The 16,678-nt window shown below is 61.5% G+C and carries 14 protein-coding genes; 7 read left to right on the top strand and 7 right to left on the bottom strand.

The window, feature by feature from the left end; translation table 11 throughout:
• Nucleotides 1-17 precede the first annotated feature (17 nt).
• A complete protein-coding gene (locus IE166_RS17700; protein WP_189506572.1) occupies nt 18-1,145 on the bottom strand; it encodes a mandelate racemase/muconate lactonizing enzyme family protein in 1,128 nt (375 codons plus the stop codon).
• Nucleotides 1,146-1,246: 101 nt separating this feature from the next.
• Here IE166_RS17700 and IE166_RS17695 point away from each other — a divergent pair, with 101 nt between their 5' ends.
• The 7 genes from IE166_RS17695 to uxuA all read left to right on the top strand — a co-directional run bounded on the left by IE166_RS17695 (nt 1,247) and on the right by uxuA (nt 8,185).
• On the top strand, nt 1,247-2,002 hold the full coding sequence (locus IE166_RS17695) for a FadR/GntR family transcriptional regulator (RefSeq protein ID WP_189506570.1): 756 nt from the start codon (nt 1,247-1,249) through the stop codon (nt 2,000-2,002).
• Entirely contained in the window at nt 1,999-2,787 is a 789-nt protein-coding gene (locus IE166_RS17690; RefSeq protein ID WP_189506569.1) for an SDR family NAD(P)-dependent oxidoreductase, read from the top strand. The genes IE166_RS17695 and IE166_RS17690 overlap by 4 nt, the downstream gene beginning before the upstream one ends.
• Before the next feature lie 51 nt (nt 2,788-2,838).
• Complete coding sequence (locus IE166_RS17685; RefSeq protein ID WP_189506567.1) at nt 2,839-4,080, top strand: ABC transporter substrate-binding protein; 1,242 nt, start codon at nt 2,839-2,841, stop codon at nt 4,078-4,080.
• Nucleotides 4,081-4,092: 12 nt separating this feature from the next.
• Complete coding sequence (locus IE166_RS17680; protein ID WP_189506565.1) at nt 4,093-5,019, top strand: carbohydrate ABC transporter permease; 927 nt, start codon at nt 4,093-4,095, stop codon at nt 5,017-5,019.
• Nucleotides 5,016-5,849, top strand: coding sequence for a carbohydrate ABC transporter permease (locus IE166_RS17675; RefSeq protein WP_189506563.1), 834 nt, complete (start codon nt 5,016-5,018; stop codon nt 5,847-5,849). The genes IE166_RS17680 and IE166_RS17675 overlap by 4 nt, the downstream gene beginning before the upstream one ends.
• Before the next feature lie 12 nt (nt 5,850-5,861).
• Nucleotides 5,862-6,899 carry an ABC transporter ATP-binding protein gene (locus IE166_RS17670; RefSeq protein ID WP_189506561.1) on the top strand — a complete coding sequence of 346 codons (1,038 nt, stop codon included), beginning with the start codon at nt 5,862-5,864 and terminating at the stop codon, nt 6,897-6,899.
• A 65-nt stretch (nt 6,900-6,964) separates the two neighbouring features.
• On the top strand, nt 6,965-8,185 hold the full coding sequence (uxuA, locus tag IE166_RS17665; protein WP_189506559.1) for a mannonate dehydratase: 1,221 nt from the start codon (nt 6,965-6,967) through the stop codon (nt 8,183-8,185).
• Nucleotides 8,186-8,327: 142 nt separating this feature from the next.
• On the opposite strand, the gene IE166_RS17660 is transcribed toward uxuA, so the two are convergent.
• The 6 genes from IE166_RS17660 to IE166_RS17635 are packed head-to-tail and all read right to left on the bottom strand — an operon-like array spanning nt 8,328 to nt 16,619.
• Nucleotides 8,328-10,319, bottom strand: coding sequence for a pyridoxamine 5'-phosphate oxidase family protein (locus IE166_RS17660; RefSeq protein WP_189506557.1), 1,992 nt, complete (start codon nt 10,317-10,319; stop codon nt 8,328-8,330).
• Between the two features lie 9 nt (nt 10,320-10,328).
• Nucleotides 10,329-11,951: an ABC transporter ATP-binding protein gene (locus tag IE166_RS17655; RefSeq protein WP_189506555.1), complete on the bottom strand. Its 1,623-nt coding sequence runs from the start codon at nt 11,949-11,951 to the stop codon at nt 10,329-10,331.
• Entirely contained in the window at nt 11,948-12,778 is an 831-nt protein-coding gene (locus tag IE166_RS17650; RefSeq protein ID WP_189506553.1) for an ABC transporter permease, read from the bottom strand. The genes IE166_RS17655 and IE166_RS17650 overlap by 4 nt, the downstream gene beginning before the upstream one ends.
• A gap of 11 nt (nt 12,779-12,789) precedes the next feature.
• The gene (locus tag IE166_RS17645) at nt 12,790-13,767 is read right to left on the bottom strand and encodes an ABC transporter permease (RefSeq protein WP_189506551.1); all 978 of its coding nucleotides are present in this window, start codon (nt 13,765-13,767) and stop codon (nt 12,790-12,792) included.
• Between the two features lie 21 nt (nt 13,768-13,788).
• The gene (locus tag IE166_RS17640) at nt 13,789-14,988 is read right to left on the bottom strand and encodes an amidohydrolase (protein ID WP_244641560.1); all 1,200 of its coding nucleotides are present in this window, start codon (nt 14,986-14,988) and stop codon (nt 13,789-13,791) included.
• 50 nt (nt 14,989-15,038) lie between these two features.
• Nucleotides 15,039-16,619 carry an ABC transporter substrate-binding protein gene (locus tag IE166_RS17635; protein WP_189506549.1) on the bottom strand — a complete coding sequence of 527 codons (1,581 nt, stop codon included), beginning with the start codon at nt 16,617-16,619 and terminating at the stop codon, nt 15,039-15,041.
• Between the last annotated feature and the right edge of the window lie 59 nt (nt 16,620-16,678).

Below are 16,678 nucleotides of genomic sequence, written 5' to 3'. Positions count from 1 at the left end.
TGGTTTGTTCATTCATGTCATACAGCCCTCAGGGTCTTTACGGCGTCCCAGTTGATTTCGATGCCCAGACCGGGGCCTTGCGGCACGTCGAGAACACCGTTTTTCTGTCGCAGGCAGCCCGGCTCAAGATCGGCCAGAAGCGTCTTGAAGGGGCTGCGATCGCACTCGCATTCGAGAATTTTGAAGTTGGGAACCGTGGCCGCGAGATGGACGCTCGCGGTCTCGCAGATGATGCCGGACATGCCGATATGCGGGGCGTAGGCCACGCCATGCGCGGCTGCGTAATCCGCCATCCGGCGGGTTTCCGTGAAGCCGCCCGAACGAGCGATATCCGGCTGCAGGATCGAAAGGGTGCGCGAGGACAGAAGCCGCGTTGCCTGATCAAGCGTGTAATTGCTTTCACCGGCAGCGAGCGGCACAGAACAGCGCTTGCGCAGTTCCTCGTAGCCTTGCTCGTTTTCCGGTGCGAGCGGTTCCTCGAACCAGAAGTAGCCGTTATCCGATAAAGCGCGACCGATCTCGAGCGCCTCGTCGAGCTCATAAGCCCAGTTGGCATCGACACACAGACCGATCTGGTCGCCCGCCCGCTGGCGCATCCGCTCCACGCGTTTGCACGCTTCAGGCACTGGATTGGCCAACTTGACTTTGATCTTTGTGAAGCCTTCGTCCAGGTAGCGCTGGAGCTCGCGGTCGGCCTGTTCGTTTGAACCCCAATTCACCGCCGCGGCGTAAACGTCGATCTGCTCGCGCCCCATTCCGCCAAGCAACTTGGAGATCGGTTGGCGCGCGGCCTTGCCGGCAATATCCCACAGAGCGATGTCGACGCCTGCGATCGCTTCGATCAGCATTCCACCCGAACGGCCGGACAAAGCGCGACGCATGCTGGCCCAGAGCGCGGCAATATTGCGAGCATCTTGGCCAATCAGGCGAGGGCGCAGAGCCGAGTGAATGAGCTCGGCATAGGCCTTCGGCGCGAAGCGTCCCAGCGTTTCACCAACGCCAACCAAGCCGTCGCGTGTTCGCACCTCGACGAGCACCATTCCAACAGTCGTGTAAGTGCCCCACGAGGTGACCGTCGGGATCGGGAGGCTTTGCTGAAGCGGATGCGCGATGACATCGACAATCTCGATCGGCGCGGAAGTCATGCCCGTGGCTTTCAATACCCTGCTAAGTTCGAAGTCACAGAGAAACCTATCAACAAACAAACCTAGTTGCCAAGTTAAAAAGTTGGCGTTAGGTTGGAGGTATGAACGAAATGAAACGCAGCACGATCTTCAGCGGAAAGGTGGCCAGTCCGCTTCGGCTTGCCGACACGGTATCTGACGCGATTGCCGCAGCGCTGCTCGAAGGCAGCATTGCGCCGGGTGAAGCACTGCCGCCGGAAGGCGAGATCGCGCGGGAGTTCGGCGTTTCGCGCCCAATTGCGAGAGAAGCGCTGAGGCAACTCACATCCGCCGGGCTCGTCTCGACACAGCAGGGCAAGGTTGCGCGCGCCAAGGCTCTGAGCGGCGAGCCCATGGACAAGATCTATGGCTATGCCGTCCGCTCCAGCATCAAGTCGCTGCGCGAAGCAAACGAAATGCGGCGTGTCATGGAAGTCGGCGTCGCCAGATTGGCAGCGACCCGCCGCGATGGGGATGGACTTGCCGTTATGCGGGAAGCGCTGGCCGATCTTAATGCATCGGTTGGAAAGCCGGCTGACTTCACCGATGCGGATATCCGTTTCCATCTCGGTATGGCGATGGCGACGGGAAATTCCATGATCCGCATCCAGATCGAGGGACTGCGCTCGATCCAGCGCCAGGTTTCGGAAATCTTCTCGAACCGCTCGAAACGCACGCAGGATGATTGGCGAAAGACAGTCGCGCGGCATGCCGGGATCTTGCAGGCGATCGAAGCCGGCGATGCGGCTCAGGCGGAAGAGAAGATCCTCGCGCATTATGAAGCGGCTGACATCGCTTCCGTCGAGGTCGCTGAAGATGAGCGGCGAGGCCAGCAATGAGTGCTGACCAGTTCTCGCTGGCTGGGAAGCGAGCGCTCGTGACCGGCGCGAGCTCCGGCATCGGTCGTGCGGTGGCCCAAGGCTTGGCCGAACATGGCGCCTCTCTTGTGCTGCATTATTACAAGGATGAGGCTGGCGCTCGATCGCTTGCGCAAAGCATCGGCGGCTCGGTGCCTGTGCTGGAAGCCGACTTTACCCAGACGGATGCGGCAGCACGGTTTTCGGAAGAAGCGTTGCAGCTAGGCGAGATCGACATCCTGATCTGGAACGCGGCGATTGAGCGACGCGGGACGTGGAATGAAGTCTCGCAAGAGACCGTCGTCGATCACGTCGCCGCGAACTTTGCCGCTTTGCTGACGGTGACCCAGCGTTTGGTGCCGCCAATGGCAGAACGTGGCTGGGGCAGAGTGGTCGCCACCGGCAGCATCATGGCGACACGTCCACGCGCCGAAACGGTTGTGTACGCGGCCATGAAATCAGCGCAGCTCACAACCATTCGCGCGATCGGACGAGAGGTCGCGTCTGCCGGTGTGACGATGAACGTCGTTTCGCCGGGCGCGATCGAAATCGAGGCGAACGCTCAGCTATACGCCAACAGCCAATTTCGCAGGGCGGTCAGCGCCAAGATACCGGCCGGCCGACCTGGCAAACCAGCCGACCTCGTCGGCGCCTATGTCTATCTGTGCAGCGACGCGGCGGCCTATGTCACTGGCGCCGACATACCCATCAATGGCGGCTGGTCGATCGGCGATGCCCCCGTCGCTCAAACGCTTGAAGTGACCTGAGCAAAAACCGCGCTCGAGCGCAGCACCTAGTCTTCACATCGGGAGGAAACGATGAAGGGCATTTTTACACTCACAGCATCCGCCATGGTCTTGATGGCGGCGCAGGCATCAGCACAGGACCTACGGGTTGCTGTTTACACGAGCAGCGAGCCGCATCTAAAACTTCTCAACCAACTTGCCGATGGCTTTAAGGCTTCGCATCCCGGCGTGAATGTGAGGTTCGAAACCATTCCGGTCGCCGACTACACGCAGAAGCTTTCGTTCCAGGTTGCCGGCGGCAAAGCCCCAGACGTCGCCTGGATGATGGAAGATGCGGCCCCCGCCTTCATCGAGGCTAATATCCTCATGGACCTAACGCCGGTCCTACAGGCATTCCCGAATTACGATCTGGCCGACTTCACCGATCCGGCCATGGCGCTATGGCGCAAGGGCGATCAGGTCTATGGCGTCCCGTTCTCGACCTCGCCTTTCCTGATCTACTACAACAAGGCCATGTTCGATAAGGCCGGGCTGGAAGATCCGAAGCAGCTTGCCGAAAAAGGCGAGTGGAACATGACGAAGTTCCAGGAGGTTTCCAAGCAGCTTGTTGCAGCCAATCCCGGCAAGTATGCCTTCGAATTCAAGGACGGCGAAGGTTACGCCTCGCGCATGACGCATGCGCTGCTTCCGCCCATTCGCGCTTATGGCGGCGACCTGTGGGAAAATGGCCAGTGTGGTCTGGAAAGCCCCGGCGCGGTGAAAGCCGTGCAGCAGATCCACGACATGGTGTTCAAGGACAAGACGATCGTGCCGCCCGGCACGCAGGGCGACTACTTCTCCGGCGATTCGGCCATGACGGTGAATCAGATCTCCCGCGCCTCGAAAATGAAGGAAGCTGGATTTGATTGGGGCGTCGCGCCGTTGCCGACGGGTCCGAACGGCGAAGAAGGTCCGGTGATCGGTCAGGCTGGCTTCGTTGTGTTCGAGGCAAGCCCGAACAAGGAACTCGCCGCCGAACTGGTTGCGCAGATGACAGACAAGGAAGGCGTGGCCGCATTGGCGCAGTTCTTCCCGCCGGCGCGCCGCAGCGTTTTGACGAGCGACGCCTTCCTCAACAAGAACCAGTATCTCTCGCCTGAGATGATGGGCTTCGTTGCGGCCGGGATCGAAAAAGGTCGCGTCGTCGCCGCGCATGAACGCGTTCCGCAAATTCTCGCTGCCATGAAGCCGCGTGTGGACGCCTTGTGGCGGCCGGATGCCGACGTCGCGAAATCGCTTCAGGGTGTCTGCGCAGCAATCCAGCCGCTGCTCTAAAAGGAAGAACCCGTGACCAGCTCTTTATCGCACCGCTCCGGGGCGCAGGCTCGTGCGCCCTGGCTGACCCTTCAGCGTCGCGACGCGATAGAGGGTTGGTTGTTCGTTAGCCCAACGCTGCTCGGCTTCCTGATCTTCTTCCTCGGTCCCCTCATCGCAATCTTCATCTATGCGATGTCGGACTGGAACTTCCTTTCGGGGGAGGCCACCTTTGTCGGCCTCACCAATTTCGAAGACGCGCTCCTCGAAAACCCCGATTTCTGGCATGTGCTGCGCAATTCGGCAGTTTTCGCGCTAGGCCTGGTTCCGCTGAATGTCGCGCTCGCCCTTTTTCTGGCAGTCGCACTTTCACGTCCGTTTCGCGGCGTCATCATTTTTCGCACGATCTTCTTTGCTCCGGTCATCACCTCGGCCATCGCCTGGGCAATCGTCTGGAAGTTCATGCTGCAGGGCGAAGGCGGACCCATCAACCAAATGCTGGCGCTGATCGGTATCACCGGACCGAACTGGCTGCGCGAGCCGAACTGGGCCATGGCCGCCGTGATCGTGACGCGGGTCATCAAAATGGTCGGCCTGAACATGATCCTTTACATCGCCGCACTTCAAGCGATCCCGCGCGATTACGATGAGGCTGCGGGTCTCGAAGGTGCCTCACGCTGGCAAATCTTCCGGTTGATCACCTGGCCTCTGCTTGGACCAACAACGCTGGTGATTGTAGTTTTGACGACGATCGGCTCGTTCAAGGTGTTCGACCATATTTACCAGATGACCGGCGGCGGGCCAGAAAACGGAACGCTGGTGCTGGCCTTCTACATCTACCAGCAGGGCTTCCAGTTCTTCGATATCGGCTACGCTTCAGCCCTGGCGATCATCATGTTCGTGATCGTAACCATCCTCACCCTGATCCAAGTGTCCCTGCGGCGAAAGGACGATGCATGACGCGCGCCTCCTGGAACCGTCTCGCCTGGACGCTGGCGCTCTTGCTGCTTGCGGTTCCGTTCGTCTTTCCCTTCCTCTGGATGGTGTCGGCTGGATTCAAGAGCGTCACCGAGATCTTCGGCGCGCCTAACCTGATCCCGCGCGTGTGGCGGTACGAGAACTTCGTGGAAGTGTTCACCTACCAGCCCTTCGCGCGACAGTATTTCAACTCGCTCTACATTGCCGGAGTGGTGACAATCCTGACGCTGCTGATCTCTTCGCTTGCTGGTTATGCCTTGGCGCGCATACGCTTTGTCGGAGCAGGACTTCTCATGCTGCTGCTCGTGACCGCGCTGATGATGCCGGATGAAGTGACCATCATCCCGAACTTCTTCCTCATCCGGTGGCTTGGCCTGGTGGATACGCACTGGCCGCTGATCCTTCTGCCTGTGTTCGGTGCGCAGGGCGTCGTCGCCACCTTCCTGATGCGGCAATACTTCCTGTCGCTACCCAAGGAACTGGAAGAAGCCGCCAAGATGGACGGGCTGTCGCGCTTCGGCATCTGGTGGAAGATCGCCATTCCTATGTCGCGGCCGGCTCTGGCAGCTGTGGCCATCATCACCTTCCTGAACTCCTGGAACCTCTTCCTCGAGCCGCTGATTTTCCTGAGTTCTCTGGAAAAGTTCACCCTGCCTCTCGCTTTGTCGAACTTCAACGACAGCTATGGCCTGCCCTTGTGGAACCTGCAGCTGGCGGCAACGACCCTCACGGTTATCCCCGTTCTCATCATCTATCTCATCGCCCAGCGCCAAATTGTCGAAAGCTTCGCGCTTTCCGGCGTCAAAGGTTGAGGATTGCATCCAATGGCCAGTGTTAAGCTCCAGGATTTGCGGAAGACCTTCGGCTCGGTCGAGATCATTCGCGGCATCGATCTCGACATTGCCGATGGCGAGTTCGTGGTCTTTGTCGGCCCATCCGGCTGCGGGAAGTCCACCCTGCTGCGGCTCATCGCCGGGTTGGAGCCGATTACCCACGGCGAGCTAACGATCGGCGACCGGGTCGTGAACGATGTTCCGGCATCCGCGCGTGGCGTCGCGATGGTGTTCCAATCCTACGCCCTTTATCCGCACCTCACAGTGCGTGAGAATATGGGCTTTGGGTTGAAGGTGCGCAAAGTCGCGCGTGCCGAGCGCGAAAAGGCTGTGTCGAAAGCTGCGGCGCTTTTGAAGCTCGAGGCACTGCTTGACCGCTATCCGCGCCAACTCTCGGGTGGTCAGCGCCAGCGTGTCGCAATCGGCCGGGCGATCGTGGCGAACCCCTCGGTCTTTCTTTTCGATGAGCCGCTTTCGAACCTCGATGCGGAACTGCGGGTGCATATGCGCTCCGAGATCGCCAGTCTGCACCAGCGTGTTGCAACGACGATGATCTATGTCACCCATGATCAGGTGGAGGCCATGACGCTGGCCGACCGGATTGTCGTTCTCAAGGACGGCAGGGTCGAGCAAGTCGGCGCGCCGCAGGAGCTTTACGAGCGCCCAGCCAACATCTTCGTTGCGCAGTTCATCGGTAGTCCAAAGATGAACATTCTGAAGGCGGATACGGCGGCGGCGTTGTCGCCAGGCGGGTCTCTTCCACTTTCAGCCACGCAATGCGGCGTGCGCCCTGAACATCTTCGGGTCGGTTCTGCCGCACAGCCCGGTCTGCCTGGAACGGTTGTGATGGCTGAATATGCAGGCGCGGAGACGCTTCTTCACATCCAGCTTGAGAACGGCGACACCTGCCTCGCATTGCACCGGGATGGCCCGCCGCCGCGCGTTCAAAGCGCAGTCACGCTGACTGCCGAGCCTGGCCGAACCTACGCCTTCGATGCTGACGGCGTTGCTGTCCACACTTCATCCTGACGTCTGAAAACCAGCCAAGCTGGGCGCTGCTATGCGGCCAGCCACCAATTTCACAGGAAAATGCAATGCGACAGACTTGGCGCTGGTTCGGGCCGCATGATCAAGCGTCGATGGACGACATGCGGCAAGCCGGGGTGGAAGGCGTCGTCAGTGCCTTGCACTATATTCCGACTGGAGAAGTTTGGTCGTCCGAAGAAATCCGCCGCCGCCAGGATGCTCTTAGCCGCATGAAAGATGGTTCGCCATCCGGACTTGCCTGGGAGGTGGTGGAGAGCCTGCCGGTGTCGGAGGACATCAAGAAACAAACGGGCGACTGGCGCGCGCATATCGAGAATTACAAGCAAAGCCTCCAGCATCTGAGCGAAAATGGGCTGGAAACGATCTGCTACAACTTCATGCCCGTGCTCGACTGGACCCGAACCGATCTCGCCTGGAAACTTCCCCATGGCGGCGACTGCATGCGCTTCGATTTGATCGACTTCGCAGCCTTCGACATTCATATTCTCCAACGCAAGAGCGCAGCCGCATCCTTCGATGAGCAGACTGTTGCCAAGGCGGAAGAGCGCTTCGCCAGCATGGACGAACATCGCCAACGTGAGCTTGCCAGGAACGTAACCGGCGGATTGCCTGGCTCGACGGAGAGCCTGACGATTGAAGATGTCCGTCAGCTACTGGCGCAATATGATGCCATCGACTCAGAGCGGTTGCGTACGCACTATGTCACCTTCCTCGAAGAAGTCGTTCCGGTCGCCGAGAAACTCGGCACGCGCCTTTGCTGCCATCCAGATGATCCGCCATTCCCTTTGCTCGGTTTGCCGCGCATCATGTCAACAGGCGAGGATTTCGAAACCATTCTCGACGCTGTCGACAGCCCTGCTAGCGGGCTGACCTTATGCTCGGGGTCGCTTGGTGCGCGTCCCGATAACGATCTAGCCGCCCTGATGCGCCGGTTCGGGTCACGGGTGCACTTCCTGCATCTGCGCAATGTCACGCGCGAGGAGCCCGGCATCCCTGCTTCCTTCCACGAGGCGGAGCACCTTTGTGGAAGCACCGATATGGTCGCCTTTATTGCCGAGATCGTTCGTGAGGAGAAACGGCGAAAAGTTGAGGGGCGCCGGGATCATCAAATCCCGATGCGCCCCGATCACGGCCAGAGGATCGTGGACGATCTCGGCCGCAGCGGGCAACCGGGTTATCCGATCATCGGGAGACTGCGAGGCCTTGCAGAATTGCGCGGCATCATGACAGCGTTGGCACATCCTATAGCGGGCCAGATGGATCATTGATAGAGCTGTACCCGGTGCAGCCGTTTATTGCTTCCTCAATCAAATCTCCGCGGCGCCCGACGGCTTGTGGCGGCGCAATAATGGAAAAAAGGAACTCTCTTCAAGGAATGCCTGAAGCTGGCTCGCAGACTGCAAACCCTGTTCAGCAGTCCAGTACCAGGTCGTTTTTAGGGATCGCTTGGCAAAGCAGGACCTGGCCACGGGCGATGAGCGGTTCTTCGCCGGACGGGTAGATCACACCGCCACTGATCATCTTCTGGCTGCAGGACTGGCACTCGCCGCTGCGGCAGGAAAACTGGACCTCGATGTCGTTGGCCAGCGCCAGGTCGAGCAGCGAGCCGCATTCCGGGGTCCACGTCGCCTGGCGGTCGGAGCGCGTAAAGCTGACCAGGCGGGGCGGCAGGTTCATCTGCGCCTCTCTCAGCGCAAAGCCTCCACCGCCGCTTTGTTCGAATGCTTCCATGCGGATCGCCGCCGGCGGTGCGCCCAGTTCGATCAGACCGTCGCGCAGCGAGGACATGAAGGTTTCGGGGCCGCAGATGTAAAAGTCGGCCTCCGCGACCGGCACATGCCGTGCAAGTGCCGCGGCATCAAGGCGGCCCTCGTGGTGGAACGTGTCATCGTCGTCGGGGCGAGAGTAAACCGTCAGCAGGCTAATGCCGGGATTGAGGTTGGCGAGTTCCAGCGCCTCAGGGCCGAAAAGGTGGTGCCGGCCATTGCGCGCCGCATGAACGAACCAAATCTCGCGACCAGGCTCCTCGCGGGCCAATTGCTCAGCCATCGGCAGGAGCGGCGTGATACCGACGCCGGCACTAACCAACACGACCGCCTTCAGCGGTGCGCTGTTGAACACGAATTGACCGCCGGGGGGACCAAGGAAGACCTCGTCGCCGATCATGACCCTGTCGTGCAAAAGCGCGGAAACCCCGTTATCGCCGATGCGGCGCACGGAAATGCGTAGCTCGCGGTCGGTCGGGACCGAGGAGATCGAGTAACAGCGACGGCGCGGGGTTTTTGCGTCATCATGCGGCAGCGAGACGGTGACGAACTGGCCAGGTTCCGCCGAGCCGACCGGCGCCCGGTCGCGCGGGCTGAAGGTCAAGGATACGACATCCGGACTTTCCTGCCGTCGCGCAACGCAGGTGAAGCTGCGCTTACCGCTCCAGGCGGCGGGGCGCGCATCCATCCAGATGCGCGATCGGGTGAGCGCTGCCGAGCAATGGAAATAGATTTCTTCCGACTGAAGGCTGAGCCGGCGCCGGCCATCGGGCGTCGTGCAGACCTCGCGATAGGTCCCGTTCACCCGGATGTTGTCGCAGCGGCCTGGCTCGGCGGCGATGATCGCAAACGGGGCCGAATGCAGTGCTGCCGGGCCGGCCGTGCCTTCATGCTCGATATCGAGCAGCAGCGAGGGTGCGTTCGTCTCGCGATCGGCCTTCAATGGCGCGCCGCCGGCCAGGTCGATCAGGATTTCGCCGCTCGCGCCCTCATGCGCAAAAACGATGAAGCGGGCGTCTTCGATGAAGCTCATGAAGCCGGGGCCGGCCGTATCATAGACCTTCTTTTGCACCATGGGGCTCGGCGTGCCGTAGAAGGCGCGCAGGCCAGAGCCGGCAAGGTGGCTTTCGGAGCCCGGATCAAACGGAACGGGATCGCGCCCGCCATCCGTTTGCCACTTGATGTCGCGGGCATAGATGTCGAGCACGTCCAGCGTGGGCTTGAGGCCGGACGCGTCGACCCAGAAGCCGCTGCGGTGGAATGCCTTACTGGCGACGAATTCCATCCTGGTCGGCTGGAGTACGATAACGCTGAGCGGCGGGTTCTCGTCGGCCGGGAAGGCGGCAAGATCGTCCTCGGCCTGCGATACGATCGCGCGAGCATTGATGCGGAGATAATCGTTGCTCAGCCGGTTCAGCAGCAGAAGAGCGACATCCGGGTTGGCGAGCACGTTGCCGATCGTGTCGAGGCGCTTGTTGCCGACATAATCGGGCATCAGCAGCGCGCCATCCGCCCGAAAGCGAAGGACTGAAGGCTGGCCACCGCGCGGCGAAACATCCATCGCCCCATCCGCATTGCGCGAGGCAATGAAGAGGAGCGTGGACTTTTCGATAAAGGCGCGCGTCCGGTTGTCCATGGTTCTGCCCTAAGCGGCACTCCCCGCCAGCTCGCGGCGCTCAAAAAACACGCGCCCTGGGACGGCTTGGAGCAGCCGCCTGGTGTAATCTGCCTGCGGCTGATCGAAGAGCGCGGCGGCAGGCGCCTGCTCGACGATGCGGCCGTTCTGCATGACCACAATGCGATCGGCGATCTCGCGCGCAACACGCAGGTCGTGGGTGATGAACAGCACGCTCAGGCCCATCTCGGATTTCAATTCGGCAAGCAGCTTCAAAACCTGCGCTTGAACAGAAACGTCCAGCGCCGACACGGCCTCGTCGGCGATCAGGCAGACGGGATCAAGCGCCAGCGCGCGGGCGATGCAGATGCGCTGGCGTTGTCCGCCGGAAAATTCGTGCGGGAAGCGGTCCAGCGCGTGCGCACCGAGCCCGACTTTTTCCAGCCAGCGGGTCGCGGTTTTTGTCGCGTCTGTCCGCGAGGCTCCGAACGCCATCGGGCCGCGCACGATGCTCTCGCCAATCTTCAGGCGCGGGTCGAGCGAGGCGTAGGGATCCTGGAACACGATCTGCACGCGGCGGCGAAACTGCCGCAGCGCTTCGCCTTTCATGGCGCGCACCGAAGCGCCATCAAAGTTGATCACGCCGTTGTCCGGCTCGATCAGGCGCAGCACCATGCGGGCCAGCGTCGACTTACCCGAACCGCTCTCGCCCACAACGGCCAGCGTGTCGCCGCGCTGGAGGGAGAGGTTAAGGTCGTCGGCCGCAACCACGCGGCGCGGCTTGGAAAACATGCTCTGGCGCGTGGTAAAGACCTTCTGCAGGTTCTTAATTTCCAGCAGCGGCGTGGTGTCGTCACGAACCGAGCGGATCGCGCCGCGACCCGGCACGGCATCAAGAAGGTCGCGCGTGTAGTCCGTCTGCGGCGTGTCGAGCACGGTGCTTGCCTCGCCCTGTTCGACCACCTTGCCGTGGCGGAGAACAACGACACGGTCGGCAATATCAGCGACCACGCCGATGTCGTGCGTAATGAACAGCACGCCCATATCGCGCTTCTTTTGAAGGTCGAGGATCAGGTCGAGAATCTGGCGCTGGGTGGTGACGTCGAGGGCTGTTGTGGGCTCGTCGGCGATCAGTAGTTCGGGATCGTTTGAAAGCGCCATGGCGATCATGACGCGCTGACGCTGACCGCCGGAAAGCTGAAACGGATAGGCGGAGATGATGGAGGCTGGATCGGGCAGGCCAACCTGGCCGAACAGTTCGACGACGCGTGCTTCGACATCGCCGCCGGCCTTGCCGTGGATGCGGATTGCCTCGGCGACCTGGCTGCCGACCTTTGCCAGCGGGTTCAGCGCCGTCAGCGGCTCCTGGAAAATCATGGCGATGCGGCTGCCGCGAAGCTGGCGCATTTCCCTAGCTGGAAGCTTCAGCAGGTCCTTGCCGCCGAAGCGGATCGCGCCTTCCAGCGCCTTTACCTTGGCAGGCAGCAGGCCGAGGATGGCGTGAGCCGTCATCGACTTGCCCGAGCCGCTTTCGCCCACCAGGCAAACGATCTCGTTGCGATTGACCTCGATGCTGATGCCATCGACAGCGCGCAGGCGGTCGGCGCCTTCCGGGAGGCCAAGCACGAGGTTCTCGATCTGGAGCAGGCTCATGCGCGCGAAATCCTCGGGTTCAGCGTGTCGTTCAAGGCTTCGCCGACGAGGTTGATCGCGACAACGGTGAGCAGGATGGCGATGCCCGGGAAGACGCTCATCCACCAGGCCTGCCGGATCACGGTGCGACCAGCGCCGACCATATAGCCCCAGCTCATGAAATTGGGATCGCCGAGGCCCATGAAGGAAAGTGCGGCCTCAATCAGGATCGCGGCCGCGACCGTCAGCGAGCCGGCGACGATGATGGGTGAAACGGCGTTGGGCAGGACGTGGCGCAGTACGATCGACAGCGTCGACTGGCCCTGGCAGCGCGCGGCCTGGACGAATTCGCGCTGGGTGACCGTCTTGACTTGCGCACGGGTTAGGCGTGACAGCGGCGGCCATGAAACGAGGCCGATCGCCAGGATGATCGTGCCGATCGACGGTGTCAGGATCGCGACGAACAGGATGGCCAGCACGAAGCTCGGGATCGTTTGAAAGATCTCGGTGAAGCGCACGATGGCGCCATCAACCATTCCGCCGGCATAACCGGCGATGCAGCCCAGCGTCACGCCGATAAACAGCGCGGTTAAAGTCGAGGCAAGGCCGATCAGGATCGAAACGCGGGCGCCGTGAACGATGCCGGAGGCGATGTCTCGGCCAAGCGTGTCGCTGCCGAGCAGCATGCCAGCCTCGCCTGGTCGGGCGAAGGGCATGCCGGCCATGTCCCAGGGCGAGCCCGGATAGATCAGCGGTGCGAGCACTGCCATCAGGCAGACGATGACAAGGAGGACAAGTCCGACGATGCCGGCTGGCCGGCTGAGGAACGTGCGGAAGAATTCGCTCATAAGCAGGTCTCCTATCGGCCCTTCACGCGCGGATCGATCAGGCGATGCAGGACATCGGTGAGCAGATTGGTCGCGATAACCAGCACCGACATGATGAGGAACAGGCCGAGCAGCACGGGATAGTCGCGCGCCGTCACGGCATCGTAGGTCAAGCGGCCAAGGCCGGGCCATGAGAACACCGTTTCCACAACAACCGAACCGCCGATCAGCGCGCTGGCCTGAAGGCCGGCAAAGGTGACGACCGGCACGGCCGCGTTGCGCAGCATGTGACGCGACAGGATCTGGCGCTCGTTCAGGCCCTTGGCGCGGGCGGTGCGGACATGGTCCTCGTGGCTGACTTCGATCAGCGAGGAGCGCATGAGGCGGGTGTAAACGGCCATGTAGATCGCGGCCAGCGTCAGCACTGGCAGGATCAAATGGCGCGCGACATCCATCGCATAGTCCCACGGGCCGAAGCTCGAAGCGCGGATCGAGGCATAGCCGAAAGCCGGCACCCAGCCGAGCTGGATTGAAAAGACCAGCACCAGCATCAGGCCAAGCCAGAACACCGGCGTGGCGTAAAGAAGCAGCGAAACCATCGAGATCGCGAGGTCGGCCCACGTACCCTGCCGCTTGCCGGCCAGCGCGCCGAAGAAAACGCCGCCGATCAGCGAAACGAAGAATGCCGACAGCGTCAGAAGCAAGGTAGGGCCAAGGCGATCGAGGATCAGGGCGCTGACATCGGCGCGCTGGCGGTAGGAATAGCCGAGATCAAACTGCAGGACCTTGCCGATATAGGTGCCGAGCTGAATCAGGAACGGCTGGTCGAGACCATAGGCCGCGCGGATATCGGCGATGAATTTCGGATCGGCCGCGCCGGACTGACCGGCGATCACCATGGCCGGATCACCCGGCGTCGCGTGGATCAGGATGAAGTTGATCGTGGCTATGACGAGGATCGTAAAAACGATCCCGATGATCTTGCCGGTAAGACTGGTGATGATCGACATCGGTTCGCTACGTGATTTCGACTAGCGGCCGGACGGCTGGGCAAGGCCCAGTGTCTGGTCGAGGACACGCAGGAACAGACCTGCGCCCACCGGGATCAGCGCATCGGGGAAGTCGTAGTCCGGGTTGTGGACCATCGGCTTGTCCATGCCCGAGCCGATAAACAGCAGCGCGGACTTCGAGCAGGAACCGAACAGGCCGAAATCCTCCGCGCCGCGGATCGGCACATAGTCGTGCGAACGATCAAGCTCCATGTCGGCGGCGGCGGTCTCGAAAGCCGATGCTGCTTCCGGATCGTTGATGCAGGCACGGAAGAAATTGTGGGTGGTGTGCGAAAGACCGAGCCCTTCCTCGGAGGCGATCGCCGCTACCATCGCCACGACATCCTCGACCAGGGCCGGCATCGCGTCGCTCTCCGGGCGGCGCAGCGTCATGCGAATTTCGGCCGAACCGGGTGTCACGCCGAAAACCGGCTTGCCCATCTGAACATTGGTCAGCGTCACGCGCTGGAACCCTTGAGCGACCACCTCGCCGGTCTGGAAGCGCTCCAGTTCGTCGATGATGCGCGCCACGGCCTTGGCCGGCGAGATGCCGGTCTCGGGCATGGAGGCATGTGCGGTCTTGCCGGTGAGCTCGAGCTTCAGCCCCATGGAGGCGCAGGTGATCTGGCCGGCAGCCACCGCAACGCTCGCCAGCGGCAGGCCGGGCATGTTGTGGATTGCAAAGGACAGGTCGGGCGTAATGGCCGCGAATTGGAGATCGGCCAGCACGGCCTCGGCGCCATGCGCCGTTTCTTCGGCCGGCTGGAACAACAGGATGGCGCGTCCCTTTGCCGGGCGGTTCTTGCCGATATGGCGCGCGACCGCTGCCATCATCGTCATGTGACCGTCGTGGCCGCACATATGCGCCTTGTTGTCGATCTTCGAGCGATAGGGCAGGTCGGAAATCTCGTGGATCTGCAGCGCGTCCAGCTCGCAACGCAGCATCACGCTCGGGCCGGGTTCAGCACCCTCGTAGACCAGCGCCACGCCATGGCCGCCAAGACCGGTCACCACCGTGTCCGGATTGGTGTCGGCCAGAAAGGACACGACTTCCTTGGCCGTTTCGATCTCTTCGCCCGAGACTTCCGGAAACTGGTGCAACTTGTGGCGCCAGTCGGTGAGTGTGGCGATCTCGGCAGGGTCGAAATGGAAGGTCATGGCGTTCGGGAATTCCTTGGTCACGAAATAGAAGCATGCGCCGGCACCCTGGAGCGCCGGTGCACCGATATCGGTCAGGCCTCGAAATGTGTCGTGCCGAAATTGGCGTTCACGCCGGTGGACGAGGTCACGACGTCCTTGAGACGGTTGTCGTAGATCGTCGGATACTTCTGCTCGCAGAGCCAGAGAACCGGCATTTCCTCGACCAGCAGTTGCTGAACCTCGGTGTAGAGCGCCTGACGCTTGGCCTGGTCGAGCTCGACGGCCGCCGCCTCGAACAGCTCGTCCACCTTGGGGTTGGAATAGCCCGACGTGTTGGAAAACATCACGCCCTTGCGGATGTTGGACGAAATGTAGGTGCGGGCAACGCCGAGCGCCGGATCGCCGTTCTGGTAGAGCTGGTTGCCGGAAATGTCGAAGTCGCCATTGCTGACGGCCGAGACCCAGCCTGCGAGATCGTTGCTTTGCAGCTCGACCGCGATGCCAGCCTGGCTGAAGGACTGGCGGATATATTCGGCGATGCGGGTCCAGACTTCGCCCGCCGGTACCATGGTGAACTTCAGGCTGACGCGGTTGCCATCGGCACCCGGCTTCAAACCCATCTCGTCAAGCAGCGCGGTGGCCTTCTCGACCGAGGGCTCATAGGTCTTCACGTCCTTGTCGTAGAAGCGCATTGAGGACGAGATGGGGCCGGTGGCCGAATTAGCGAGCCCGAAGAAGATGCGGTCGCGAACGAAGTCGCGATCGATCAGATGCGTCAGCGCCTGCCGGAAGCGCTTGTCGTTCATTGGCGGCTTACGGCAGTTGAGCTCGATCCAAACCATGGGCGAGAAGTACTCATAGCCGTCGGTGGTTATGTCCAGATGATCGAGCGAAGACAGCCGCTCGACGTCGAAGGGCTCGATGTCCTGCCATTGTGCAAGCTGTGCCTCGCCCTGTTCGAGCGCGACGGCGCGCGAAGCGGCGTCCGGCACGACGCGGTAGAAGATTTCCTTCAGCTTCGGCTGGTCGGGACGATAATAATCCTCAACGGCGGTCAGGTGAATATGCGAGCCCTTGACCCATTCGTTCAGCTTGAACGGCCCAGTGCCGATCGGCGGTAGTTCCGCGCCTTCCTTCTTGAAGTCCTTGCCCTCGAGCTGGTGGCGCGGAAGGATTGGGGCGGACGCCGTTTCGAAGGCCATGATGAAGGCCGGGAACGGCGATTTCAGCTTGAACACGACGGTGAAATCGTCCGGCGCCTCGATGCTTGCGCAGCGGTCGAATACGGCGCGGGCGCGCGGGTGGGTCTCGGGCAGGAGTTGCTTGCACGAAAACACGACGTCGGCTGAGGTGAAGGGCTGGCCGTCGTGCCACTTGGCGTTCTGGACGAGCTTGAACGTGTAGGTCAAACCGTCCTCGGAGATCTCCCATGAATCCGCAAGCAGCGGCTGCGGGGTCAGATCCCTGGCGTAGGACAACAGGCCCTCATACATCTTGCCGCCAACCACGCCGGTCGGCGTTTGCTGGTTGATGCCGAGGTTGAGGATCGGCGGCTCCGGCTGGATGAGGGCAGTCAGCGTTTCGCCCTGTTCCTGCGCGACGGCTGCCTTGCCCATGAATGCCGTTGCGCCAACGGTGGCCGATAGCAACAAATTGAATTCGCGGCGATTCATGTCGTTTCCTTTGTTCAACGATGCCGGCAGGATACAAATCGCGCCCTGCCGGCAAGCGG

The sequence above is a fragment of the Tianweitania populi genome (assembly GCF_014652875.1).
In the GTDB taxonomy this organism is placed as follows: domain Bacteria; phylum Pseudomonadota; class Alphaproteobacteria; order Rhizobiales; family Rhizobiaceae; genus Tianweitania; species Tianweitania populi.
Note: the sequence above shows the minus strand (reverse complement) of the source record. Positions and strands in the feature narration are given on the sequence as shown.

Excerpts from the sequence above, each read along its gene's own strand:
- IE166_RS17700 (WP_189506572.1), bottom strand. The coding sequence starts at position 1,145 with ATGACTTCCGCGCCGATCGAGATTGTCGATGTCATCGCGCATCCGCTT.
- IE166_RS17695 (WP_189506570.1), top strand. The coding sequence starts at position 1,247 with ATGAACGAAATGAAACGCAGCACGATCTTCAGCGGAAAGGTGGCCAGT.
- IE166_RS17690 (WP_189506569.1), top strand. The coding sequence starts at position 1,999 with ATGAGTGCTGACCAGTTCTCGCTGGCTGGGAAGCGAGCGCTCGTGACC.
- IE166_RS17685 (WP_189506567.1), top strand. The coding sequence starts at position 2,839 with ATGAAGGGCATTTTTACACTCACAGCATCCGCCATGGTCTTGATGGCG.
- IE166_RS17675 (WP_189506563.1), top strand. The coding sequence starts at position 5,016 with ATGACGCGCGCCTCCTGGAACCGTCTCGCCTGGACGCTGGCGCTCTTG.
- IE166_RS17670 (WP_189506561.1), top strand. The coding sequence starts at position 5,862 with ATGGCCAGTGTTAAGCTCCAGGATTTGCGGAAGACCTTCGGCTCGGTC.
- uxuA (WP_189506559.1), top strand. The coding sequence starts at position 6,965 with ATGCGACAGACTTGGCGCTGGTTCGGGCCGCATGATCAAGCGTCGATG.
- IE166_RS17660 (WP_189506557.1), bottom strand. The coding sequence starts at position 10,319 with ATGGACAACCGGACGCGCGCCTTTATCGAAAAGTCCACGCTCCTCTTC.
- IE166_RS17655 (WP_189506555.1), bottom strand. The coding sequence starts at position 11,951 with ATGAGCCTGCTCCAGATCGAGAACCTCGTGCTTGGCCTCCCGGAAGGC.
- IE166_RS17650 (WP_189506553.1), bottom strand. The coding sequence starts at position 12,778 with ATGAGCGAATTCTTCCGCACGTTCCTCAGCCGGCCAGCCGGCATCGTC.
- IE166_RS17645 (WP_189506551.1), bottom strand. The coding sequence starts at position 13,767 with ATGTCGATCATCACCAGTCTTACCGGCAAGATCATCGGGATCGTTTTT.
- IE166_RS17635 (WP_189506549.1), bottom strand. The coding sequence starts at position 16,619 with ATGAATCGCCGCGAATTCAATTTGTTGCTATCGGCCACCGTTGGCGCA.